22 protein-coding genes are annotated in these 24,056 nt (G+C 66.7%); 9 read left to right on the forward strand and 13 right to left on the reverse strand.

Features of this window, described 5'->3' with window-relative positions; genetic code table 11:
* Positions 1-86: 86 nt before the first annotated feature.
* The 10 genes from QE397_RS19965 to dnaA form a co-directional block, all read right to left on the reverse strand.
* Entirely contained in the window at positions 87-1,052 is a 966-nt protein-coding gene (locus QE397_RS19965; protein WP_222632471.1) for a DUF3566 domain-containing protein, read from the reverse strand.
* Positions 1,049-3,571 carry a DNA gyrase subunit A gene (gene gyrA / locus QE397_RS19970; protein WP_027505935.1) on the reverse strand — a complete coding sequence of 841 codons (2,523 nt, stop codon included), beginning with the start codon at positions 3,569-3,571 and terminating at the stop codon, positions 1,049-1,051. The genes QE397_RS19965 and gyrA overlap by 4 nt, the downstream gene beginning before the upstream one ends.
* A 37-nt stretch (positions 3,572-3,608) precedes the next feature.
* Complete coding sequence (gene gyrB, locus QE397_RS19975) at positions 3,609-5,648, reverse strand: DNA topoisomerase (ATP-hydrolyzing) subunit B (protein ID WP_027505936.1); 2,040 nt, start codon at positions 5,646-5,648, stop codon at positions 3,609-3,611.
* A gap of 254 nt (positions 5,649-5,902) precedes the next feature.
* A complete protein-coding gene (locus QE397_RS19980; RefSeq protein WP_222632697.1) occupies positions 5,903-6,997 on the reverse strand; it encodes a PDR/VanB family oxidoreductase in 1,095 nt (364 codons plus the stop codon).
* Between the two features lie 26 nt (positions 6,998-7,023).
* Positions 7,024-7,887, reverse strand: a complete 864-nt coding sequence (locus tag QE397_RS19985) for a metal-dependent hydrolase (protein WP_231476351.1) — start codon at positions 7,885-7,887, stop codon at positions 7,024-7,026.
* Positions 7,888-8,041: 154 nt separating this feature from the next.
* Positions 8,042-8,587 carry a DUF721 family protein gene (locus tag QE397_RS19990; RefSeq protein ID WP_027505939.1) on the reverse strand — a complete coding sequence of 182 codons (546 nt, stop codon included), beginning with the start codon at positions 8,585-8,587 and terminating at the stop codon, positions 8,042-8,044.
* Positions 8,584-9,849: a DNA replication/repair protein RecF gene (gene recF, locus QE397_RS19995; RefSeq protein WP_285186387.1), complete on the reverse strand. Its 1,266-nt coding sequence runs from the start codon at positions 9,847-9,849 to the stop codon at positions 8,584-8,586. Before recF ends, QE397_RS19990 begins: the two co-directional genes overlap by 4 nt.
* Positions 9,850-10,755 (reverse strand): phosphogluconate dehydrogenase (NAD(+)-dependent, decarboxylating), encoded by a 906-nt coding sequence (gene gnd, locus QE397_RS20000; protein WP_027505941.1) that lies wholly within the window; start codon positions 10,753-10,755, stop codon positions 9,850-9,852. It lies immediately after the preceding gene.
* Positions 10,756-10,801: 46 nt separating this feature from the next.
* Positions 10,802-11,986: a DNA polymerase III subunit beta gene (gene dnaN / locus QE397_RS20005; RefSeq protein ID WP_027505942.1), complete on the reverse strand. Its 1,185-nt coding sequence runs from the start codon at positions 11,984-11,986 to the stop codon at positions 10,802-10,804.
* 498 nt (positions 11,987-12,484) lie between these two features.
* A complete protein-coding gene (gene dnaA, locus QE397_RS20010; protein WP_027505943.1) occupies positions 12,485-14,047 on the reverse strand; it encodes a chromosomal replication initiator protein DnaA in 1,563 nt (520 codons plus the stop codon).
* 549 nt (positions 14,048-14,596) lie between these two features.
* Here dnaA and rpmH point away from each other — a divergent pair.
* The 9 genes from rpmH (at position 14,597) to QE397_RS20055 (ending at position 21,198) form a co-directional block, all read left to right on the forward strand.
* Positions 14,597-14,740 (forward strand): 50S ribosomal protein L34, encoded by a 144-nt coding sequence (gene rpmH / locus QE397_RS20015; RefSeq protein ID WP_027505944.1) that lies wholly within the window; start codon positions 14,597-14,599, stop codon positions 14,738-14,740.
* Positions 14,741-14,764: 24 nt separating this feature from the next.
* Entirely contained in the window at positions 14,765-15,187 is a 423-nt protein-coding gene (rnpA, locus tag QE397_RS20020; protein WP_051613399.1) for a ribonuclease P protein component, read from the forward strand.
* Complete coding sequence (yidD, locus tag QE397_RS20025) at positions 15,187-15,576, forward strand: membrane protein insertion efficiency factor YidD (protein ID WP_307096905.1); 390 nt, start codon at positions 15,187-15,189, stop codon at positions 15,574-15,576. The genes rnpA and yidD overlap by 1 nt, the downstream gene beginning before the upstream one ends.
* A gap of 4 nt (positions 15,577-15,580) precedes the next feature.
* Entirely contained in the window at positions 15,581-16,684 is a 1,104-nt protein-coding gene (gene yidC / locus QE397_RS20030) for a membrane protein insertase YidC (protein ID WP_307096908.1), read from the forward strand.
* Positions 16,685-16,755: 71 nt separating this feature from the next.
* Complete coding sequence (locus QE397_RS20035) at positions 16,756-17,361, forward strand: protein jag (protein ID WP_081821301.1); 606 nt, start codon at positions 16,756-16,758, stop codon at positions 17,359-17,361.
* A gap of 187 nt (positions 17,362-17,548) precedes the next feature.
* Positions 17,549-18,253, forward strand: a complete 705-nt coding sequence (gene rsmG, locus QE397_RS20040) for a 16S rRNA (guanine(527)-N(7))-methyltransferase RsmG (protein WP_027505948.1) — start codon at positions 17,549-17,551, stop codon at positions 18,251-18,253.
* Positions 18,254-18,290: 37 nt separating this feature from the next.
* The gene (locus tag QE397_RS20045) at positions 18,291-19,286 is read left to right on the forward strand and encodes a ParA family protein (RefSeq protein ID WP_307096911.1); all 996 of its coding nucleotides are present in this window, start codon (positions 18,291-18,293) and stop codon (positions 19,284-19,286) included.
* Entirely contained in the window at positions 19,283-20,275 is a 993-nt protein-coding gene (locus tag QE397_RS20050) for a ParB/RepB/Spo0J family partition protein (RefSeq protein ID WP_307096913.1), read from the forward strand. The genes QE397_RS20045 and QE397_RS20050 overlap by 4 nt, the downstream gene beginning before the upstream one ends.
* A gap of 212 nt (positions 20,276-20,487) precedes the next feature.
* The gene (locus QE397_RS20055) at positions 20,488-21,198 is read left to right on the forward strand and encodes a hypothetical protein (protein ID WP_027505951.1); all 711 of its coding nucleotides are present in this window, start codon (positions 20,488-20,490) and stop codon (positions 21,196-21,198) included.
* A 30-nt stretch (positions 21,199-21,228) separates the two neighbouring features.
* Here the strand turns inward: QE397_RS20055 and QE397_RS20060 are convergent, their stop codons facing one another.
* From QE397_RS20060 to trxB, 3 genes are all read right to left on the reverse strand, one after another.
* Positions 21,229-22,413 (reverse strand): N-acetylmuramoyl-L-alanine amidase, encoded by a 1,185-nt coding sequence (locus QE397_RS20060; RefSeq protein WP_027505952.1) that lies wholly within the window; start codon positions 22,411-22,413, stop codon positions 21,229-21,231.
* Between the two features lie 187 nt (positions 22,414-22,600).
* Positions 22,601-22,933: a thioredoxin gene (trxA, locus tag QE397_RS20065; protein ID WP_027505953.1), complete on the reverse strand. Its 333-nt coding sequence runs from the start codon at positions 22,931-22,933 to the stop codon at positions 22,601-22,603.
* A 45-nt stretch (positions 22,934-22,978) separates the two neighbouring features.
* Positions 22,979-23,974 carry a thioredoxin-disulfide reductase gene (trxB, locus tag QE397_RS20070; RefSeq protein WP_307096916.1) on the reverse strand — a complete coding sequence of 332 codons (996 nt, stop codon included), beginning with the start codon at positions 23,972-23,974 and terminating at the stop codon, positions 22,979-22,981.
* Between the last annotated feature and the right edge of the window lie 82 nt (positions 23,975-24,056).

Raw genomic sequence — 24,056 nt, forward strand, 5'->3', positions numbered from 1 at the left:
CAGAGCACGGTGGAACGTGCTGTGCTGACCGAGGAACGAGATTACCGCACACACGGCGCGAGACCAAAACGCCGGTGTGCGGTGGGTCAGTCCCGGTCCGCCAGCGTCACTTCCAGGCCACCGACGAGGTCGGAGCACAGGTTGTAGATGAACGTGCCGATGGTCGTCAGTGCTGTGAACAGCACCACGTTGATGAGACCGATGACGGCGGCGTAACCGAAGATCTGGCCGGCCGACACCAACCCGGACTCGCCGGACGTGGCGACGATGTCGGAGAACGCATTGTTCAGTCGATCCCACACGCCCATGCCGTCGAGCACCATGTACAGCAGCCCGACGGCCACCATCCAGACGAAGAACAGCGACACGGAGATCACGAGCGACAGCTTCAACATCGACCACGGATCGATCTTGCGCACCTGGACGGTCGCGCGCAGCGGCTCACCGGACTCCGACGGTCGCGCCGTCATCATCGGGGTGGCGCGCTCGGTGCGCTGCTCCTCCTGCTGCGGGTGACGGACCGTCGAGAGGTCCGGCATGTCGGTGGGCAGGTCGTTCCGCGCGATGTTGCGCGTCGGCCCGTCGATCACCGCAGCCTTGGCCGTCGCCTCGGCGGGACGCCCCTGGCGGGGACGGTCCTGACCGTCCGTCGGACGTGCAGCGGGCTGCACGGTCGTCCGGGCCTGACCCTGGTCCGGACGAGCCTGCTCGGGAGCGCGGCCCGTCGGAGAGGGACGGCTCTGCAGGTTCGTCTGCGGCTGCCGCTGAGGTGGCTGCTGCTCCCGCACGGGAGCCTGCTGGGAGTCCGGTGTCCGAGCCGGACGGGGACCCTGATGGCCGGGGTCCTGCCGAGCAGGGTCCTGTCGAGCGGAGTCCTGCTGCACCCCGTCCTGGCGTGCGCCGTCCTGCTGGGCAGGCGGCCACGCCGCGGGCGGGCGAGGTGCCGGGGGTCCGCCGGCAGGCCGTGGGGCCTGACGGTCGGACGTGGTGCTCGGCGCGGGGCGTCCGTTTCCGGTGGACCCGGGCTGTTCGGGAGTACTCACTGCGCTCATGACTCCTTGGATCCGTCGGCCTCGGCGATCGCGAGGTCCTCCGGCTCGTCCGCGTTGCGTGCGATGGCCAGCAGGTTGTCGCCGTCGCCGAGGTTCATCAGCCGAACGCCCTTGGTCTGGCGTCCTGCCTTGCGAACCTGACGAGCCGCGGTGCGGATGACACCGCCGCTCGAGGTGATGGCGTAGAGCTCGTCGTCGTCCTCGACGATGAGCGCTCCCACCAGGGTGCCACGACGCGGGTCGTACTGAATGGTCAGCACGCCCTTGCCACCGCGGCCCTGCGGGGGGTAGTCCTCCATCGCGGTGCGCTTCGCGTAGCCACCGGACGTGGCGACCAGCAGGTACGTGCCGTCCTTCACCACGTTCAGGGAGAGCAGTGCGTCCTCGCCGTTGAAGCGCATTCCCTGGACACCCGAAGTGGCGCGGCCCATCGGGCGCAGCACCTCGTCGGTGGCCGAGAAGCGGATCGACTGGCCCTGAGCGGACACGAGCAGCAGGTCGTCCGAATTGGTGCACAGCACGGCTCCGACCAACTCGTCGTCGCCACGCAGGTTGACGGCCACGATGCCACCGGAACGGTTGGAGTCGAAGTCGGCCAACTTGGACTTCTTCACCAGACCGGCCTTCGTCGCGAGCACCAGGTACGGCGCGTCGTCGTAGGTCTTGATCTGAATGATCTGCGCGATCCGCTCGTCCGGCTGGAACGCCAACAGGTTGGCGACGTGCTGTCCGCGGGCCGTGCGGTTGGCCTCGGGGAGCTCGTACGCCTTGGCCCGGTAGACCCGGCCCTTCGTGGTGAAGAACAGGATCCAGTCGTGCGTCGAGCAGACGAAGAACTTGCTGACGATGTCGTCCTGCTTGAGACCCGCGCCCTGCACACCCTTGCCGCCGCGTTTCTGCGATCGGTAGAGGTCGGTCCGCGTGCGCTTGGCATACCCCGTCTCCGTGATGGTGACCACGACATTCTCACGCGCGATCAGGTCCTCGTCGCTGACGTCGCCGTCGGCCGCGATGATCCGGGTACGACGATCGTCGCCGAACTTGTCGACGATCTCCTTCAGCTCCGAGCGCACGATCTCCCGCTGACGCTCCGGACGGTCCAGGATGTCCTGCAGGTCCGCGATCTCGATCTCGATCGCGGCGAGCTCGTCGACGATGCGCTGCCGTTCGAGGGCGGCGAGGCGACGCAGCTGCATCGCGAGGATGGCGTCCGCCTGGATCTGATCGACGTCGAGCAGGTCCATCAGGCCCTGGCGTGCGACATCAGCGTCGGCGGACCGGCGGATCAACGCGATGACCTCGTCGAGGGCGTCGAGCGCCTTCACCAGTCCGCGCAGGATGTGGGCCCGCTCCTCGGCCTTCCGCAACCGGTACCGCGTACGACGGACGATCACGTCGAGCTGGTGTGTCACGTACAGCTTGATCATCTGGTCGATCCGCAGGGTGCGCGGAACGCCGTCGACGATCGAGAGCATGTTGGCGCCGAAGCTCGTCTGCAACTGGCTGTGCTTGTAGAGGTTGTTCAGCACCACCTTCGCGACCGCGTCGCGACGCAGCTTGATGACGATGCGCATACCGACACGGTCGGACGACTGGTCCTCGATGTCGGAGATGCCGGCGATGCGGCCGTCCTTGAGCTGCTCGGCGATCGAGGCGATCATGTTGTCCGGGTTCACCTGGAACGGCAGCTCGGTGACGACGATCTGCGTGCCGCCGCGCTCCCCCTCCTCGATGTCGACCACGCCGCGCATGCGGATCGATCCGCGACCGGTGCGGTACGCGTCCTCGATGCCCTGCGATCCGACGATGAGACCGTGAGTGGGGAAGTCCGGTCCCTTGATCCGCTCGATCATCGCCTCGAGGGCGACCTCTTCACTGGCCTCGTAGTTGTCCAACATCCAGTACACACCCTCGGCGAGTTCCCGAAGGTTGTGCGGCGGAACGTTGGTCGCCATGCCGACCGCGATTCCGCCACTGCCGTTGGCGAGCAGATTGGGGAAGCGGGCGGGCAGCACGGTCGGCTCGAGGGTGCGGCCGTCGTAGTTCGCGATGAAGTCGACGGTCTCCTCCTCGATGTCCGCGAGCATCTGCATCGCGAGAGGAGTGAGCCGACACTCGGTGTACCGCATGGCCGCCGGGCCGTCGTTGCCGCGGGAACCGAAGTTGCCCTGACCGTCGACGAGTGGGTACCGCATGGACCACGGCTGCGCCATGCGCACGAGGGTGTCGTAGATCGAGCTGTCGCCGTGGGGGTGGTAGTTGCCCATGGTCTCGGCCACCGGTCGAGCCGACTTCACGTATCCGCGATCGGGCCGATATCCGTTGTCGAACATGGCGTACAGCACGCGGCGGTGCACGGGCTTGAGACCGTCGCGCACCTCCGGGAGTGCTCGACCGACGATGACGCTCATCGCGTAGTCGATGTAGCTGTTCTGCATCTCCTGCTGGATGTCGACCAGCTCGATGCGGTCGGACGTGGGTCCGTCGCCGCCGGTGGGGGGCAGGGTGGTGTCTGTCATTGCATTCTCCTAGCGCGGCGCTCGGGGCGCGGAGCGCCTATACGTCGAGGAAACGAACGTCCTTGGCATTACGGGTGATGAAGCTGCGGCGGGCCTCGACGTCCTCACCCATGAGGATGGAGAAGAGTTCGTCGGCGGCGGCAGCGTCGTCCAGAGTCACCTGACGCAGCACGCGCACGCTCGGATCCATCGTGGTCTCCCACAGTTCCTTCGCGTTCATCTCGCCCAGGCCTTTGTAGCGCTGGATGCCGTCGTCCTTGTTGATCTTCTTGCCCGACGCCAGGCCGGCCTCGATCAGTCCGTCGCGCTCCCGATCGGAGTAGGCGAACTCGGGATCCGCACCTCGCTGCCACTTGAGCTTGTACAGCGGCGGCATGGCCAGGTAGACGTAGCCGTGCTCCACGAGAGGCCGCATGAAGCGGAACAACAAGGTGAGCAACAGAGTCGAGATGTGCTGGCCGTCGACGTCGGCGTCGGCCATCAGCACGATCTTGTGATAGCGCAGCTTCGCGATGTCGAACTCGTCGTGGATGCCGGTGCCGAACGCCGTGATGATCGACTGGACCTCGGTGTTCTTGAGGACACGGTCGATGCGGGCCTTCTCGACGTTGATGATCTTGCCGCGCAACGGAAGAATGGCCTGATACATCGAGTCGCGACCGGACTTGGCGGAGCCGCCGGCCGAGTCGCCCTCCACGATGTAGATCTCGCACTTCGACGGATCATTGGAACGGCAGTCCGCGAGCTTGCCCGGCAGTCCACCGATGTCGGTGGCGCTCTTGCGCCGCACCAGATCTCGCGCACGACGAGCAGCTGTGCGCGCCTGCATCGAGGCGACGGCCTTGGAGATGATGAGCTTGGCCTCGGCGGGATTCGCCTCGAACCAGTGCGTGAGGTGTTCGCCGGCGGCCTTCTGCACGAAGGACTTCACCTCGGTGTTGCCGAGCTTGGTCTTCGTCTGGCCCTCGAACTGCGGCTCACCGACCTTGACGGAGATGATGGCGGCGAGACCCTCGCGGATGTCGTCTCCGGTGAGGATGCCGTCCTTCTCCTTGACGAGCTTCTTCTCGTTGGCGTACTTCTTCACGACGTTGGTCAGCGCGGAGCGGAACCCCTCCTCGTGCGTACCGCCCTCGTGCGTGTTGATCGTGTTGGCGAACGTGTGCACGGACTCCGCGTACGTCGAGTTCCACTGCATCGCGATCTCGAGTTCGTGGCCCGGGCCCTTGGCCGAGAAACCGATGACCGACGGATGCTGCGGCGTCTTCGCACGGTTGATGTAGCGGACGTAGTCCTCGAGACCACCGGGGTAGTGGTAGGTCCGGGTCTTGATCTTGGCCGGTGCTCCCGACGGCTCCTCGGCGTCCGCCTTGGGCGTCTCCGCCAGCTCGCTCTCGGAGGCCTCGTCGGCGATGCGCTCGATGTCCGAGGCGCGCTCGTCGGTGAGGACGATGGTGAGTCCCTTGTTCAGGAACGCCATCTCCTGCAGGCGACGCGCGACCGTGTCGAACTTGAAGACGGTCTCCTCGAAGATGTCCGCGTCCGGCCAGAACGAGATCGCCGTACCCGTGCGCTTCGTCGGCTCGCCCTTGATCAGCTCGCCGGGGACGGATCGCGTGTAGGTCTGCTCCCAGTGGAAGCCGTCGTTGTCGACCTGCGCGAGCAGGGTCGTCGACAGAGCGTTGACCACGGAGATACCCACGCCGTGCAGGCCGCCGGACACCGCGTAGGAGTCGGAGTCGAACTTGCCGCCGGCGTGCAGCTGAGTCATGACGACCTCGATGGTCGGGATGCCCGAGGAGTGCATGCCGACGGGGATACCGCGACCGTCGTCGACGACCCGCACGCCGCCGTCGGCGAGAAGGGTGACCTCCACCGTGGTGGCATGACCTGCCATCGCCTCGTCGACGGAGTTGTCGACGACCTCCCAGATCAGGTGGTGCAGGCCGCGCTCTCCGGTGGAACCGATGTACATACCGGGTCGCTTGCGTACCGCCTCGAGTCCTTCGAGGACGGTGATCGACGACGCGTCGTATTCCTTCGGCTTGTCGCTCTTGCCTGCCTTGGGGTCAGCCACGGTCAGCTGTTCTCCTTCTCGACTACGCTCCCCCCGACACTCACCTCGCTCGGTGAGGACGGCAGAGGACCTCGACCCGAAAAAATGCGCTCGGGGACGCATGCCCCTCGCGCTCGGTGGTCTTTACCGGTCCATCGTACCGGTAAAGCGTGGGTCGCGGCTCACGTCGACACCCGAAACGGCCCCTCATTGCGTCGGAGACGGACTTTTCTCGTGTTCCGCGGTTCATTTCGTGGGTACGAGGGCTCCGCGCGTCAGAGATCGAGCGTCAGCCGCTCGCCCGCGGAGCGCGACACACAGATCAGCATGTGATCCTCGCGCTCGTCGTCGGCGAGGCGTCGGTCCCGGTGCTCGGGAGCGCCGGCCAGAACCTTCACCTTGCACGTTCCGCAGAAGCCCTGGCGGCACGAGTACGGCACACCCGGGACGACCTCGCGGATCACGTCGAGTGCCGTCCGGTCCGCCGCGACGTCGAGCACCGTCCCGGACGACGCGAGTTCGACACTGAACGGGGATCCGGCGACGACGGGCGGCGGCGAGAACCGCTCGTAGTGCAGACGCGTCGCTCCCGTCGCCGGGACACCCTCGCGCACCAGAGCCAGCATCGGGGGCGGACCGCAGCAGTAGACGGATCCGCCGTCCGGCGCGTGGCGGAGAAGATCCGCTGCGGTGGGCAACCCGTCGACGTCGTCGGTCCGGACGGTCACACGCTCCTGGTCCCACGTCGACACCTCGTCGAGGAACGGCATCGACTGCCGTGAGCGTCCGCTGTAGACCAGATGCCAGTCCATGCCGAGGGCACGGGCCCGCCGCACCATCGGGATGATCGCGGTGATGCCGATACCACCGGCCACGAACAACGCGGATCCGGACGCGTAGAACGGAAAAGCGTTGCGCGGACCGGTGACCGAGAGTCTGTCTCCCACCTCGAGGGTGTGCATCTCGGCCGAACCGCCGCCGCCGTCCGGTACCAGTCGCACCGCGATCGAGTACGCGTCCTTCTCGAGCGGGTCACCGCACAGCGAGTACTGCCGGCGACGCCCCGAGGGGAGCACGAGGTCGAGGTGGCTGCCCGGATGCCACGGCGGGACGTCGCCGCCGTCGACTCGGCGAAGCGTCAGCCCGACCACGTTCTCGTCCCGGCACAGCGTGAAACGCTCGGAGACCGCCATCGTGTGCGTCCGCGTCTGGACCGGCGCCGCACGCGCCTTGTACTTCGAGTGATCCAGGATGGCGAACAGCTTGTCCAGCCCGTCCGTGATCTGCGCCAGCGACTCGTCCATGCCGCCCTTGCCGAGCAGATCCTCGGGAATCGTCCGGGACGCGCGGTACTCGCGCACGGCCGCCATGGCTCGTGCGAACGTGCGATCGCCCATCAGACCGTGGCGGCCCTCGCCGCCGGGGAGGTGGCGAGGTACGCGACTGCCAACGAGGTGGATCCCTCCTTGGACGGGTGGTAGTCCTTCCGCAGGTACCGCACGGACGCCTTGCCGACGGCCTTGGCGGTGGGGAACAACCCGCGCTGCGTGACGGCCCTGATCTGCTTCAGCGTGTAGCTGCGCTGATCGTCCGTCAGCGTCGGATCGTTCTTCATGAGGAAGCGGAGACCGCGGCCCCACATGACCACGACGGTCGGTGCGACGAGAAGGTAGGTACGCGTGCGGCGGAACCGACGCGTGTCGAAGTACTGCAACACGTCGTAGGCCACGGCGCGGTGCTCCACCTCCTCGGCCCCGTGCCAGCGCACGAGGTCCAACATGCGGGGATCCACGTCCGCCTCGTCCAGGCCCTTCTCCGTCAGCACCCACATGCCGAGGAACGACGTGAGGTGCTCGATGGCGGCGATGAGAGCCAGGCGCTCGACGAGGCTGTTCTTGGTGTTCGTCGACCTCTTGTCGAGAGCGACCCGGAAGACGTACTCCATCTGCTTCACGTACGGCGCCGGGTCCAGGCCCTGGTCGGCCAGGAACGTGTGGATGCCGGAGTGCGCCTGCGCGTGCATGGCCTCCTGGCCGATGAAGCCGATCACGTCGGCGCGCAGCTTCTCGTCGTGGATCAACGGCAGCGCCTCCTTGAACACGCGCACGAACCACTCCTCGCCCTCGGGGAGGAACAGGTGCATCACGTTCATGAGGTGCGTGGCCAGGGGGTCACCGTCCATGTAGTGCATGCGCATGGACTCCCAGTCGAACGAGACGTTGCGCGCCTGCAGGACGACGGGTCCTGGATCGTCGTTCATCATCGGGTCCTTTCGTGGCTGATCATTCGATCATTCGCCGCAGAGCGCGAGTTCGGATCGGATCCACCGTGACGCTGTCCCCGATCACCACGTCCGGTCGTTTCCCCGTGAAACGCTACGCACCCTCGTGACATCGATCAATGGGCCCGGGGGTTCACCCGTAGGTGTCACGAGGTCCGCGACCCGACACGTGACGGTCGCCCTTCTTCCAACTGGGCGCAGCCGGGCCGGTGATACGGAGCGACGTGACCACACCGTGGCCCACGGACGCGGCGATCTTCGCGAGGATCTGCGACTGCATCAACCGCAACTGGGTCGCCCACGCCGTGGACTCCGCCGACACCGCCAGCACGCCGTCCCGGACGGACACCGGCTCCGCGTGTGCCGCGATGTCCTCACCCACCACCTGGGGCCACCGGCCGAGCACCGTGCCCTCGTCCACCTTCGCCGACCAGCCACGCGACGCGGCGAGCGTCTTCGCGAGCGACCCGAGTGCCTGCGGATCACGGTCGTCGGGCCTCGAGCCGGACCAGGTGCGCGACCGTCGCGGCCGGCGTTGCGTCGACGCGCGACCCTGCCCCACGGCCTTGCCGTTGGCCTTGGCCGCCGCACGCGCGTTCTCGAGCGCACGCCGCGCGATGTCCGCTCCGCGCAGCGGGGGCTCGGCCGGATCGCTGCCGGACGGCGTCTCGTCCGTCATGACTCCTCCTCCACGTGGCTCGTGTCGACATCAGTATCGGACGTGCCTCCGACAGAATCCGACCCGGACACCTCGGTCAGTTCCGATCTGCGTGCACCCTCGGTCTCGTGGGCACGGACGTCCATGCGCCGCGCTCTCAACTCGGGCGGAACGTCCTCGGGCACTGCCGCGGTCACCAACACCTGCTCCGCCGTCACCGCGACCCCCGCCAGGGCGGTCCGCCGCGCACGATCGAGTTCGGCGAAGACGTCGTCGAGGAGGAGCACGGGATCCGAACCCTCGGAACGCAGCAACTCGAAAGCGCCGAGCCGCAGGGACAGTGCGAAGGACCACGACTCGCCGTGACTCGCGAACCCCTTGGCAGGATCGGTTCCGAGTACGAGGTCGAGATCGTCACGATGCGGGCCGACGAGGGTGACACCGCGTTCGATCTCCCGTGTCCGCATCACCGAGAGCTGTTGCAGGAAGGCTGCTTCGAGCACCTCGACGTCGTCCGGTTCCTCCGTTCGATCCAGCGCGAGCATCTCGGGGGGCATGGCGTCGGCGAGACTGCTCCGGTACGCGATGGCCGCAGGCCGCGACGACGGTGCGATCCGGCGGTAGGCGTCGACGACGAAGGGACCGACGTCGCGTACCGCGCGCAGCCGGTGCTCCACGATCTCGGCACCGAAGCCGGCGAGCTGCCCGTCCCACACGTCGAGCGTGGCCAACGCGTTCGCGCCGTCGCTCGACGACGATCCGCGTCGCAGAACCCCGCTCGCGCTCTTGAGTAGCGCGGACCTCTGCCGGAGAACGCGGTCGTAATCCGCACGGACAGCGGCCATTCGAGGAGACCGCGCGACGATCAGCTCGTCGAGATAGCGGCGCCGCTCGCTCGGATCACCGCGCACCATCGCCAGATCCTCGGGTGCGAACAGCACCGTGTTCAGGATGCCCAGCACCTCCCGTGTCCGCCGCACCGGAGAAGTGTTGATGCGAGCGCGATTCGCCCGCCCGTCGTTGATCTCCACGTCGACGGTGAGCTCGCGACCGAGGTTGACGACGGACGCCCGCACGAGAGCGCGTTCCGCACCCGTCCGGACGAGCGGAGCATCGGCCGACACCCGGTGCGACGACAGCGTCGCGACGTACCCCAGTGCCTCGAGAATGTTGGTCTTCCCGTGGCCGTTGGGACCGACGAACACCGTCACCCCCGGCGCGAGATCCACCGAGAGTTGTTGCCAGGAACGAAAATCGACCAGGGTCGCCGAGCGGACGAACACTTACGCGCCGGTGCTCTCCGTGTTGGGGGCACGCTGCACCGCGTGTCCACCGAACTGGTTGCGCAGCGCGGACACCGCCTTCATGGCGGGCGAATCCACCTGTCGCGACGCGAATCTCGCGAACAGTGCCGCGGAGATGACGGGAGCCGGCACCGAGTGTCGGATCGCCTCCTCGACGGTCCAGCGTCCTTCACCGGAATCCTGTGTGTAGCCGGAGATGTCGGTGAATCCCGGATCTTCCTGCAGAGCCTTCACCAGGAGATCGAGCAACCACGACCGTACGACGGTGCCCTTGGTCCACGCACGCACCACACCGGTGACGTCCTCGATGAGATCCTCCGCGGCGAGGAGCTCGTACCCCTCGGCGTAGGCGTGCATGAGGCCGTACTCGATACCGTTGTGCACCATCTTCGCGTAGTGACCCGCGCCCACCGGGCCGGCGTGGACGAAGCCGTCCGCCCGCTCGCCCTCGGGACGCAACGCATCGAACACGGGCATGGCGCGCTCGACGTCCGCAGCAGCACCGCCGACCATGAGGCCGTACCCGTTCTCCAGGCCCCAGACGCCGCCCGAGACGCCGGCGTCGACATAGCCGATGCCCTTCGCGGACAACAGTTCCGCGTGCACCGCGTCATCGGTGAAGCGCGAGTTGCCGCCGTCGATCACGAGGTCGCCCTCGGACAGCACGCCGGCCAGAGTGGTGACGGTGTCGCGTGTGACGGGGCCGGACGGCACCATCACCCAGACGATGCGGGGAGCGGGGAGCGCGGCGGCGAGGGCCTCGAGCGACTCGACGTCGGTGACCTCCGGCCGCGGATCGTAACCGGTGACCTCGATGTCGTGGCGCCGCAGGCGCTCACGCATGTTGAAGCCCATCTTGCCGAGACCGACCAACCCGATGTTCATGCGTGGCTTCCTTTCGATGGACCTGCGCCGGTGCCTCGCGAGCGACTCAGCCCGGAAGGCGTACCGGCATGAGCAGGTACGTGTACGCACTCTTCGGTGCGCTGAACGTTCCGGTCTCGTCCGGCTCGAGCTCGTCCTCACCCGCCGGGCGCAGCACTGCGGGCCGGCTCGGTGTGGTGAACCCGAAGGACACCCGCTCGGAGTGCAGCGAGTTGAGACCGTCGATGAGATACCCGGGATTGAACGCGATCACCAGGGGCTCGCCCTGGAAGTTCGCCTCGATCGACTCCTCGGCCCGGCCTGCATCGTCGCCGCCGGCGGACAGAGTGACCGTGTCGGCCGAGAACTCGAGGCGGACCTGCGCCCCACGTTCGGCGAGCAGAGCGACACGCTTGATGGCCTCGAGGAGGGGAGCGATGGGCACGCTGGCGACCGCGGTGTGCTCGGACGGCAGCAACTGCCGGAACTTCGGGAACTCTGCGTCGAGCAGACGGGTGGTGGTGCGGCGGCCGTCGCTGACGATGCCCAGGAGGCCGTCGTTGCCGATGTGCGATGCGGAGCCCAGAGCGAGCTCGACGCCCGATTCCGCGCCGCCACCAATGCTTTTCGCGGACTCGGACAGGGTCTTGGCGGGGATGAGCACCGCGGCGGCCGTGCCGGGTGCGGCCGGAGTCCAGTCGAGTTCGCGCACGGCGAGACGGAACCGGTCGGTAGCGGCGAGCACCACGGAGTCGCCGTCGATCTCCATGCGGATACCGGTGAGCATCGGGAGCGTGTCGTCACGGCCCGCGGCGATGGCCACCTGGCTGATGGCCTCGGCGAACACGTCGACCGGGACGGTGCCCGTCTGCGACGGCAGTTCGGGGAGTTGCGGGTAGTCCTCCACCGGCATCGTGGGAAGCGAGAACTTGGCACTGCCGCACGTGATGAGCACCTTGGTCCCGTCGACCGAGACGTCGACCGGCTTGTTCGGCAGCGAGCGCGTGATGTCGGCGAGCAGCTTGCCCGACACGAGCACCTGGCCTCCGCCGGCGACCTCCACGGGAACGCGTACCTGGGCCGACACCTCGTAGTCGAAGCCGGAGACCGTCAGTCCGGAGTCGTCGACCGACAGCAGCACACCGCCGAGGACGGGAACCGCGGGACGGGACGGGAGTGATCGCGCCACCCAGGCCACCGAATCGGAAAAATCTTCTCGAGCAACTCGAAACTTCACACTGCCAAGCTCCATCGCCCGGTTGATCCTCTCGCTGACCTGCTCCACACGAGTCGGTGGGCAAACCACACCGTATGCCCTCGAGCGCGTGCTGAAAAGTCGGGGTTGGTCTCGATCCGAGGCCTCGGATCCGGTTGTGAATGGATCCGTCCCCACCCTGTTTTCAAAGAGATGTTCCTAGGAAGAAATACAAGCAGTAGTCATAGGTCCTGTGGAATCTGTGGACCGACCCTGTCCGGTGCTGGTGGCACGGCGTGGCGGCTCGAGGATGAACCCGGGCATCACGACGGGCTCGGTGCGGGTCACATGTGGACGGACGGTGGACTCGGTGCGAACTACAGATTTCATCCCCGGGGTATCCACGTTATTCACACAGTTGTCCACAGGTGTGTATCGAGCAGAATCGGCCCGGATCCCGGCCGAACTCGTCTCCCTTCGGGGCTCCGTACCGACGAGAACGGCCGCCCGCATCGCCGCGGGGGCGAGTCGAACGGCCGTGGACACTCGGAGGGGTCAGCGCTTGGAGCGCTGCTTCACGCGAGCGGTGAGCTCCTGCACCTGGTTGTACGTACGGTGCCGCTCGGCCATCTCCTTGCGGATCTTCTTGTCGGCGTACATGACGGTGGTGTGGTCACGGCCGAACGTCTGACCGATCTTGGGCAGCGACAGATCGGTCAGCTCGCGGCACAGATACATCGCGATCTGTCGCGCTTGCGCCAGCGCGCGGGCCTTGCCGGGGCCGCACAGTTCCTCGATCGAGGTGTCGAAGTACTCCGCGGTGACGGCCATGATCGTCGCCGCCGTGATCTCCAGTCCCGTCGAGTCCGGCATCAGATCTCGGAGAACGGCCTCGGCGAGCGCGGTGTCCAGGTTGTGCCCGTTGAGCGACGCGAAGGCCGTGACTCGGATGAGCGCGCCCTCGAGCTCACGGATGTTCCGCTCGATCCGGCTCGCGATGAGTTCGAGCACCTCGTGGGGCACGTCGAGGCGGTCCATCTGCGCCTTCTTGCTCAGGATCGCGATACGCGTCTCGAGCTCGGGCGGTTGCACGTCGGTGATGAGGCCCCACTCGAAGCGGGTGCGCAGTCGTTCCTCGAGGGTCGCGAGCTGCTTGGGCGGCCGATCGGAGGAGACCACGATCTGCTTGTTCGCGTTGTGCAGCGTGTTGAAGGTGTGGAAGAACTCCTCCTGGATACCTTCCTTGCCCTCGATGAACTGGATGTCGTCGACCAGCAGGACGTCCGTCTCGCGGTAGCGGCGCTTGAACGCCACCTTGCGGTCGTCTCGAAGGCTGTTGATGAAGTCGTTCGTGAACTCCTCGGTGGACACGTACTTCACACGCATGCCGGGAAACAGACGTTGGGCGTAGTGGCCGGCGGCGTGCAGCAGGTGCGTCTTCCCCAGTCCGGACGCACCCCAGACGAACAGCGGGTTGTACGCCCGCGCCGGAGCCTCCGCGATGGCGACGGCGGCCGCGTGGGCGAACCGGTTGGAGGCGCCGATGACGAAGGTGTCGAACGTGTACTTCGCGTTGAGGCTGGTGCTGCCCGTCGGAGTGGACGTCGAGCGCGGCGGCACCGTGTACGAGGTGGGCCACGAGTTCTGGACGCTGGTCAGAGCGTCCCGGTCGTCGTCGACCTCCTCGTGATCGCCGTAGTCACTGCTCTCGGAGTCGGACGGCTCGCCCGCGGTGGACTCGGTGAGCAGGCGCCGGCGATATACGGGTGCACTGTGTGCGGTGTCGGGGCGACGTTCGGTGTCGACGGGCGTGGGAACGTCCGAGAGGTCGGCGTCGGCTCCGGGCGCCAGCCGGACACCGAGCCCCTCGACCGGGCGGTCGAGGTGGCGACCGAGGGCCGCGAGGATGGGTTCACGCAGACCGCGCTCGACCGCCTCCTGCGCGATCGGCGACGGAACCGAGAGCAGAGCGAAACCTTGCGCCAGAGTGATGGGGCGGACGAGAGCGAGCCACGCCTTCTGGGCGCGAGACAGGGAGGACCCCGAATTCGACTCCGCCGTGAGCTCGGCGACGACGCTCGGCCATACAGCGGCCAAGACGTCCGGATCGTCCTCCACGGTGCCTCCCCAGGGCCGTGGCGTGACCGCGGCCGTCGATGATGCTGCGGTGCCTCGAGGGCCCCGCCGACGACACGAATATGCCACCCGACCTGTGTTTCCACATAATTATCCACAGCTGTGGACAAACGACACCGGTGTAGCTCGACGGCATCTCGCACGGAGACGGGCCGGAGCAGCGGCGTTCTGACCTGCGGCGATGCAGAGCCTTGGTGAGAGATCCCCACCGACGGGGCGAGACGTCGTCACCCGCACAGCGAAGTTAGCAGGCTCGTCGGTGCACAACAAGACGAACGGTCCTATCCTGCCGCCGCGAGGTCGTCGTCGTGCTCGAGGCGTGTCATCGTGACAGGAGCACCGTCCCCGGGGTAGCGCGGTTTGACCTCGTTCGACGCCGTCAGTACCCTCGAACGGTCACCCGCGACATGCGTGGATCGGTCCTGCCGTTCTCCTGCGCGAGTGGCCACCGAACTCGAGTTCGCCGAACTCGCGACCATCAGCACACCACCGGCAGTCCTCGGGACTGCCGATATCTCGAGGAGTACCACCGTGGCCAAGGGCAAGCGGACGTTCCAGCCGAACAACCGTCGTCGTGCACGCGTGCACGGTTTCCGTCTGCGCATGCGCACGCGTGCCGGTCGCGCGATCGTGTCGGCTCGTCGCGGCAAGGGCCGCGCGTCGCTGACCGCCTGATTTCCCGGTAACCGGAACGCTCGGGTGTTACCTGAGCAGCATCGGCTGCACCAGTCGTCGGATTTCCAGGCGACGGTGCGTCGCGGCCGCCGTACAGGACGCCACGACATCGTCGTGCACCTGAGGTTCCGGGGGGACGAGAACGCTCTCGTCTCTTCCGGACACCCGCGTTTCGGGCTCGTGGTCAGTAAAGCAGTGGGGCCGGCGGTGACTCGACACAGAGTCGCACGCCGGCTTCGTCATATCTGCAGCTCGATGCTTCCTCTCGTCGAGTCGGATGTCGACGTGGTCGTGCGGGCACTGCCCGGAGCAGCGACCGCGGCGTCCTCCGAACTCGAACGCCAGCTGGCGTCGGGTCTGCGACGACTCGGAGCGATGCGCGCGATGAACTCCTCTCACCCGGTTCCCGCCGAGCGCCCCCGCGCCCTCGGCCGGTCCGAGACGTGATGACGGAGTCCGCGAATCCGGTCCCGGTCGAGCCTGCGTCCGACCGGAGCCTCCTGCGCCGGCTGACGTCTCTCCCGACCCGATCGGTCATCCTCCTCATCGAGGGGTACCGGTCCTACATCTCCCCTCTTCGCCTTCCGACGTGTCGATTCACGCCGACGTGCAGTGAGTACGCCGTGGAGGCGCTCCGCACCCGTGGGTTCGTCGTCGGTGCCGTTCTGGCGGTCGTCCGCCTCCTGAAGTGCGCGCCCTGGCACCCTGGTGGGTGGGATCCCGTTCCACCCCCGCGTCGTCTCCGGGGTGGTGCCGACGCGGTGCCCACCGACACCGACCACGCTTGCCCGCAGTCTCGTGACCCCGTGAGGGTGAACCAACAGAGGAGTACATAGAGCCGTGCTCGACTTCATCTATTACCCGGTATCCGGAATTCTCTGGGTCTGGCACAAAGTGTTCGGCGCCGTGCTCGGCGCGGACAGCGGTTTCGCCTGGGCGCTGTCCGTGGTGTTCCTCGTGTTCACACTGCGTCTGATCCTCTACAAGCCCTTCGTCAAGCAGGTGCGGACGACGCGCCAGATGCAGGAACTTCAGCCGCAGATCAAGGCTCTGCAGAAGAAGTACGGCAAGGACCGTCAGAAGCTGGCCGTGGAGATGCAGAAGCTCCAGAAGGAGCACGGCTTCAACCCGATTATGGGTTGCCTCCCCGTGCTCGCACAGGCGCCGGTGTTCATCGGCCTGTTCCACGTGCTCCGGTCGTTCAACCGCACCGGCACCGGAATCGGGCAGCTGGGTCTGAGCCCGGAGGTCAACGCCGAGACTCCGAACTACTTCTTCAGCGTCGAGGACGTCCAGTCCTTCCTGTCGGCACGTCTGTTCGGTGCGCCCATCTCGGCGGCCATCACGTCACCCGAGTCGCAGCTGCGCGCGTTCGAGCCGTTCGGCGGCATCCCGTCGATCGGTCCGATCCTCGCCGTCTCGATCCCGCTGATGATCATCGCCAGCATCGCGACCCACCTGAACTCGCGCGCGTCGGTGGCGCGTCAGAGCGAGGCAGCTGCGGCCAACCCGCAGTCCGCGATCATGAACAAGCTCGCTCTGTACGTGTTCCCGCTCGGCGTGCTCGTCGGTGGCCCGTTCCTCCCCGTGGCCATCCTCCTGTACTGGGTGAGCAACAACGTGTGGACCTACGCGCAGCAGCACCTCGTCTTCGGTCGCATCGACAAGGAAGAGGCGGCGAAGAAGGAAGCCGCTCTGGAGCGCCGGAACGAGAACGCTCCGAAGCCCGGTGCGCGCCCTGACGCTCTGAAGAAGAAGCCGGCACCGGGAGCCAAGCCCACCCGCGCCGTCGCGGCAGAATCGACCACGGACACCGGTAGTGACACGGCATCATCGGAGTCGAACCCGACATCGGGCACCGCGGCCACCAACGGCGCCACCACTCCTCGGAAGAAGAAGACTCCTCCCGGCAAGGTGCGACCCAAGCAGCAGAAGCGCCGCTGATCCGGCCGTCGTGACCCTGCCGGTCCGCCCGCGGACCAGAACCACGTGAAGTGATACGAGTGCGAACGGAAATGGACGACAACGTGACCATCGATTCGAAGACGGACGAGCAGAGCACACCCGAGGTCGAGGCCTCGGCAGACGACACCGTGGTGGCCGCTGCTCCCGTGACCCCGGAATCAGACACAGAGGCGGACGAGCCCGAGGGTGACGCCGAGGACTACCTCGTCGAGGAGGGCGAGATCGCGGGCGACTACCTGGAGCAGTTGCTCGACGTCCTCGACTTCGACGGCGACATCGACCTCGACGTGGAGGGTGACCGTGCAGTCGTCAGCATCGACGGCGGCAAGGATCTCAACAAGCTGGTCGGTCGCAAGGGTGAGGTACTCGACGCACTGCAGGAACTGACGCGTCTCGCTGTGCAGCAGTCGACGGGCGACCGCAGCAAGCTGATGCTCGATGTGGCCGGATGGCGTGCGGGCCGCCGCGAGGAGTTGACGCGACTGGGAACCGAGGCCGCTGAGCGCGTCGCGGCGTCCGGTGACAGCGAACCTCTGGAGCCGATGACCCCGTTCGAGCGCAAGATCGTGCACGACGCTGTGGCGACGATCGCCGGTGTGACGAGTGAGAGTGACGGCGTCGAGCCGAATCGACACGTGGTCGTCGTCAAGGAGTGATCTGACGACGGAGTCGACAAGGGGCGCGGTCCACGGACCGCGCCCCTTTCTCGTGCCCGGGGTCGGACGACGTCTCGGCGGGTGAGGAATGTCTGCGGTCGTCACTAGACTGCCTCCAGCGCGTGGCGCCCGGCGTCAGCAGAATTACACGAGTGTGGTTCACGACCACTCAGGACGACGCGAGAGGATGTTTCACGTGGAACATGAGGAAGAGTCCGCGACTCCAGCGTGGGTCGACGATGCCATCGTTCGAGTGTTCGGTGACCGTGCCGACACGGCTCGGGCGTACTACGACTCCTTGAAGGGTGACGGTGTCGTCAGAGGATTGATCGGTCCGCGCGAGGTCCCTCGGCTGTGGGAGCGTCATCTCCTGAATTGCGCCGTGATCGGAGAGCTCATCCCCGAGGGCGCCAGCGTGGTCGACGTCGGCAGTGGTGCCGGGCTGCCAGGGATCCCTCTCGCGATCGCTCGACCTGATCTGTCCGTGTTCCTCGTCGAGCCGCTCCTACGGCGCACGGTGTATCTCGCAGAGATCGTGGAGCAACTCGGTCTCGACGTGACGGTGGTGCGCGGACGAGCCGAGCAGCCGGGCGTCATCAAAGAAGCCGGCGGTTGTGACATCGTCACGTCGCGTGCGGTTGCCCCGTTGGAGAAGTTGGCGCGCTGGTCCCTGCCCCTCGTGCACGAGGGCGGCGTGATGCTCGCCTTGAAGGGCAGCACGGCGCAGGAGGAGATCGATCGCGACTCCGGGACGCTCACGCGGATAGGCGCGAAGAACTTCCAGGTGTTGCAGTGTGGTGAGGGCGTCGTTCCCACACCGACTATCGTTGTACGCGCGGAGCGCGCTGTGCGTGGTAACCGCGTCCCCAAGTTCTCCGCCGGCTCACGCTGACGTCTGCGTGGATCGATCGTTGTCGAAGGAGCAAGTCATGTCGGGTGAATCCGAAGCCGCTGTTTCACGTGAAACACCCGCCGTCGACGTTTCACGTGAAACACGATCGGTATCGGAGTCCTACGGCTACTCCCCCATCACGTCGGACGACACCCCCATCGGTGCGGCGGCGCAGCGCGCGAGCCAGGTTCTGCACAAGAGCGGCGTCGCTCTGCCGCGCCCCCCGGTCCGGAGAGTGCTGACGATCGCCAACCAGAAGGGCGGCGTCGGCAAGACGACGACGGCGGTGAACATCGCCGCGGCACTCGCTGTGCAGGGACTGTCTGTTCTGGTCGTCGATCTGGATCCCCAGGGCAATGCGTCCACGGCTCTCGGCGCCGTCCACACGTCGGGCACCCCGTCCAGCTACGAGCTGCTCCTCGGTGAGATCACCGCCGTGGAGGCCATTCAACGCAGCCCGAAGAACGATCGCCTGATGTGCATCCCGGCGACGATCGATCTGGCAGGCGCCGAGATCGAGCTGGTCTCCATGGTGGCTCGCGAAGGTCGACTCAAGACCGCGTTGTCCAGCGCGGCGCTCGACGATCTGCAGATCGACTTCGTCCTCATCGACTGCCCGCCGTCGCTCGGACTCCTGACCGTCAACGCGATGGTCGCGGCAACGGAGGTGCTCATCCCCATCCAGTGCGAGTACTACGCACTGGAAGGCGTCGGTCAGCTGCTGCGCAACATCGAGTTGGTCCAGGCGCACCTCAATCCGCGTCTGCACGTGTCCACCGTGATCCTCACGATGTACGACGGCCGAACCAAGCTCGCCGACCAGGTGGCCGACGAGGTGCGCAAGCACTTCGGTGATGCCGTACTCAAGTCGGTGATTCCTCGCAGCGTGAAGGTCTCCGAAGCTCCCGGATACGGAATGACCGTCTTGGACTACGACCCGGGTTCACGTGGCGCCATGTCCTATCTCGACGCGGGGCGTGAGATGGCAGCGCGGAGCGCGAGCATGAACGCAGCAGCGGAGGGAACGGCATGAGTTCGACCAAGAAGGGCGGTCTCGGCCGCGGTCTGGCGGCTCTCATTCCGACATCCGCCGGTCAGAGTTCCGGCCTGGGATCGGCGGCCGCGGACGTCGTCATCGGTGGCGAGTCCCGCACGGCGACGGCTCCGTCCCCCACCCCACCGTCCATCGTGGAGGACGACCTCTCGCCCGCCGGCGCGGTCTATCGGGAGATCGCACCCAGCAAGATCGAACCGAATCCGAAGCAGCCGCGCTCGGTGTTCGAGCAGGAAGCGCTCGACGAACTGGTGCACTCGATCCGCGAGTTCGGCCTCATGCAGCCGATCGTGGTCCGCCAGATCGGCGACGATCGCTACCAGTTGGTCATGGGTGAGCGCCGATGGCGGGCGAGCCAGGAAGCCGGACTCGACGCGATTCCGGCGATCGTGCGCGAGACAGCCGACGACACGCTCCTCCGCGACGCGCTCCTCGAGAACATCCATCGGGTCCAGCTGAACCCCCTCGAAGAGGCGGCTGCGTACCAGCAGCTCCTCGAGGAGTTCGACGTGACGCATGATCAGCTCGCTGCGCGGCTGGGTCGATCACGCCCCGTCATCACCAACATGATCAGGCTTCTGCGGCTCCCCATTCCCGTACAGAGGCGCGTGGCGGCGGGCGTTCTGTCCGCCGGTCACGCTCGAGCACTGTTGTCGCTCGAGGCGGGCGCCGCGGCACAGGAGGAGTTGGCGGCACGCATCGTGGCCGAGGGCATGTCGGTGCGAGCCACCGAAGAGGCGGTGACTCTCGCGAATCGGGAGGACCCGGCTGCGCCGGCCCCGGCTCCGAAACGCAAGCCGATCCAGATGCCGGGTCTGCAGGACGTCGCGGAGCGGCTCTCCGAATCGTTCGACACCCGTGTCACCGTGAGCCTCGGCAAGCGTAAAGGCAAGATCGTGGTCGAGTTCGGCTCGGTGGACGACCTTCAGCGCATCGTGGAGATGATGGAACGCCAGAAGTCGTCGTGACCGCGTCGATCGCGGGTACGGCCACCCACGCTCCTTTCGTCACTGTGACGTAACTGCGCTATCGGAACCGAAAGTCAGTGCACTGCTTCGACTTTCGCCTGACGGGCGACGTGGTGTCCTCGGGAGAGGCCTATCGCTTATCCTGAAGGGGCACACACAGTCGCGGAGGCTCGTCGCCGCCGCGAGTCGGGGTACGGAGGCTGAGTCAACGCGTGTCGATCGTCGTCTCCACACTCACCCTCGGCGGATTCGATGCGCTGCCGGCACACGACCGCCAGTGCGTCTTCTGGACCATGGATCCCGCGGCCCCCTCCACGGCAACTCTCGTCGACACCGAATTCGAGAAGGAAGCGTGGCTGTCGATGGTCATGCTCGAGTGGGGTCCGTGCGGACAGGTCGCCACCGATGTCGCGGGCGCCGATGTACCGGCATCCTCCGACTCGGTGGGGTGCGCTCTGTACGCACCTCCCGGCGCCGTGCCCCGAGTCGCGCACTTCCCCACCGCACCGGTCAGCCCGGATGCAGTCCTGTTGACGTCGCTCTACTCACCGCTGTCCGAGGAGGACGGTGACGGAATTCGGGACACGCTCCTGCACGCAGTGGTGCGCGATCTCGTCAACCGTGGTGTGCGAGCTCTCGAGGCGTTCGGAGTCCGGCTCGAGGATAACGAGGTCGACGAACGCCGGTCCCTCATCGACACCCCCCCGTGCGGGGAGGCGACCTGCATGATCGACGCCGACTTCCTCGAGAAGTACGGCTTCGAGGTCGTGGCTCCGCATCACCGGTTCCCGCGGCTCCGGTTGGAGCTCGATCGGGACCACGGGTGGAAGGAAGACGTGGAGGCTGCGCTCGAGCGGTTGCTGGAGGCTGCAGCACTCACCGTGGTGGAGGCCGATGCTCGCGTGCCCGTCGGGGCTCGCTGAGCGACGTCCGGCCGGCCGGACGGACGAGTGTCAGGCGCCCTCGGCGACAGACAGCTCGTAGGCGAGCAGCTCGGCGAAGGTGAACGTTCCCGTCGGCTGATCGTCCTGGCCGAGGAGATACAGGCGCTTCACCGCGACGAGGACGGCCTCCGCGATGATGTCGCGCATCCGCGGATCGGCGAGCACCTCGACGTCCTCGTGGCTGGTGAGGTAACCCAGCTCGAGCTGCACGGTCGGCATGTTGGTCAGACGCAGCAGGTCCCACGTGCGACCGTGACTCCGGCAGTCCTGCAACGAGGTCCGTGCCACGATCTCACGCTGGATGTAGCTGGTGAGCACCTGACCGATGAGCGACGCGGAGCCGTGTGAATTGCCGAAGTGGAAGCTGGCCACACCGTGCGCCACCGGCGACGGGTAGCTGCTGCAGCGCAGCGAGATCATGAGGTCGGCGCCGATACCGTTGGCGGTCTCGGCACGCTCAGCCGTGCTGGGATCCGCGGACCGGGCACGCGACAGGTACGTCTCCATACCGGTCGCCGCCATGCGCCCCTCGAGCCGTCCGGCGAGATCCCACAGGATCGCCTCCTCGGTCAGCGGACCGTCGGGGGTCTGGACGACCATGCCGGAGTTCACGCCACCCAGTCCCGGGTCGATCACGATGCGCTTGCCCGTCAGCTGCGGTCCCGACCGACGGACGAGCTCCTCCTCGGAGATCGCGTGCGGCGATCCGCCGGTGACCCTGGTGCCGAGCAGGTCGAGGGCACGCAGGGTGGCGGGTCCACAGATGCCGTCGGGCGACAGTCCGATCTCGCTCTGGAAGGACGACAGACCCTCGTGCGTCTCGCCACCGAAGTAGCCGTCGACCCGTCCGTTGTAGAACCCGAGGTCCTGCAGGCGACGCTGCAGGGTGGCGACGTCGTCGCCGTACAGCGGAGCGGAGAGCTGGTAGATCAGGGTGCGGGCGCCGAGTCGGAAGGATGCCTCCTTCACCGAGCGGTACGTGGCGGTGTCGACCTCGCCGGTGACCAGGAGACCGCGCTGCTGTTGGAACGCGCGGACTGCCTCGTCGAGAGCGGCGTCGAACAGGACGTCCGGCTCCGCCCAGGCAGTGTCGCCGTCCACCGCGGCCGAGGGAGGCAGGAAGCCGAGACCCGAGAGGATGTCCCGGACCTCCGCGACGGCTGGACCTCGATCGCCGTGGCGGAGTGGCTTCATACTGTCGTCGACCCTTCTTCGTGACCGGTCGCAACGGCGACCGGCGGTACACGTCCCCGGTGGGTGTTCCTGATGGACGATTGTCTCAGAAGATCATGCTCCTCCCACAATCGTCCCGGCCGCAGAACGCACACACGCCCGGCGTGTCATGAACAGGCCGGGCGTGTGGTGGTGCGGGAATGTCAGGTCAGGCGAGGACGCCGTCCAGGTCGCGCAGCAGCGCGGCCTTACCCTTGGCTCCGACGATGGTCTTCACGGGCTCACCGTTCTGGAACAGGATCATGGTGGGGATGGACATCACCTTGAAGTCACGCGCTGCCTGCGGATTCGCGTCGATGTCGAGCTTGGCGACGGTGATCTTGTCCGCGTGCTCTCCGGCGATCTCCTCGAGCACCGGTGCGACCATCTTGCACGGTCCGCACCACGTCGCCCAGAAGTCGACCAGGACGGGCTTCTCGCTCTGCAGGACCTCGGTGGCGAAGGTGTCGTCACTGATGGTGACGGTGTTTTTGTCGGTCATGTTCTCGTGCCTCTCGTGTGCCGGACGTAGCGGGATGGACGGTGCTCAGACACTCACGACGTCGACGTCGACGTCGACGTCGACGTTCTCGAGCGTGTTCTCGGTGATGTCGCCCTGGTCGGCGAGCCAGCGCTCGGCGTCGATGGACGCGGCGCAGCCGGTACCGGCCGCGGTGATGGCCTGCTGGTAGACGTGATCCACCAGGTCGCCGGCCGCGAAGACACCGTCGATGGAGGTGGACGTGGTGGGCGCCTGAACCACCACGTAGCCCGCGTCGTCGAGCTCGACCTGTCCGCGGACGAGCTCGGAGCGGGGGTCGTGGCCGATGGCGACGAACACGCCGGTGACATCGAGGACGCGCTCCTCACCGGAGCGGGTGTCGCGGATCTTCAGACCCGTCACGCCGGACTCACCCTGTACCTCGACCACATCGGCGTTGGTGACGAACGTGATCTTCTCGTTCTCCTTGGCGCGCTCGAGCATGATGCGCGACGCACGGAACTCCTCGCGGCGGTGCACGATGGTGACCGAGCGCGCGAAACGGGTGAGGAAGGTGGCCTCCTCCATGGCGGAGTCGCCACCACCGATGACGGCGATGTCCTGGTCGCGGAAGAAGAAGCCGTCGCATGTCGCACACGCGGAGACGCCGCGGCCGAGCAGCGTCTGCTCTCCGGGAACACCGAGGTAGCGTGCGGCGGCACCCATGGCCAGGATGATCGCGCGGGCACGGTACTCGGTGCCGTCGACGGTCACGGTCTTGACGTCACCGGTCAGTGACAGCTCCTCGACGTCCTCGGTGCGGATGTCGGCGCCGAATCGCATGGCCTGCTCGCGCATCTGCTCCATGAGGTCGGGGCCCATGATGCCGTCACGGAAGCCGGGGAAGTTCTCCACCTCGGTCGTGGTCATCAGCGCGCCGCCGAACTGGGTGCCCTCGAACACCAGGGGCTTCAGCTCCGCGCGAGCGGCGTACACCGCAGCGGTGTAGCCGGCGGGACCGGACCCGACGATGATCAGGTCGTGGATGTCCGAAGTAGTCATCTTCGCCTTCCGAGATCGTGTGTGGAACCAGGGTCGGCGCTCCAGCGCTCGCCCTCTGATGCCCTCAACACTAGGTCAGGAG

It is taken from the genome of Rhodococcus sp. SORGH_AS_0301 (assembly GCF_030818285.1).
Classification (GTDB): Bacteria; Actinomycetota; Actinomycetes; order Mycobacteriales; family Mycobacteriaceae; genus Rhodococcoides.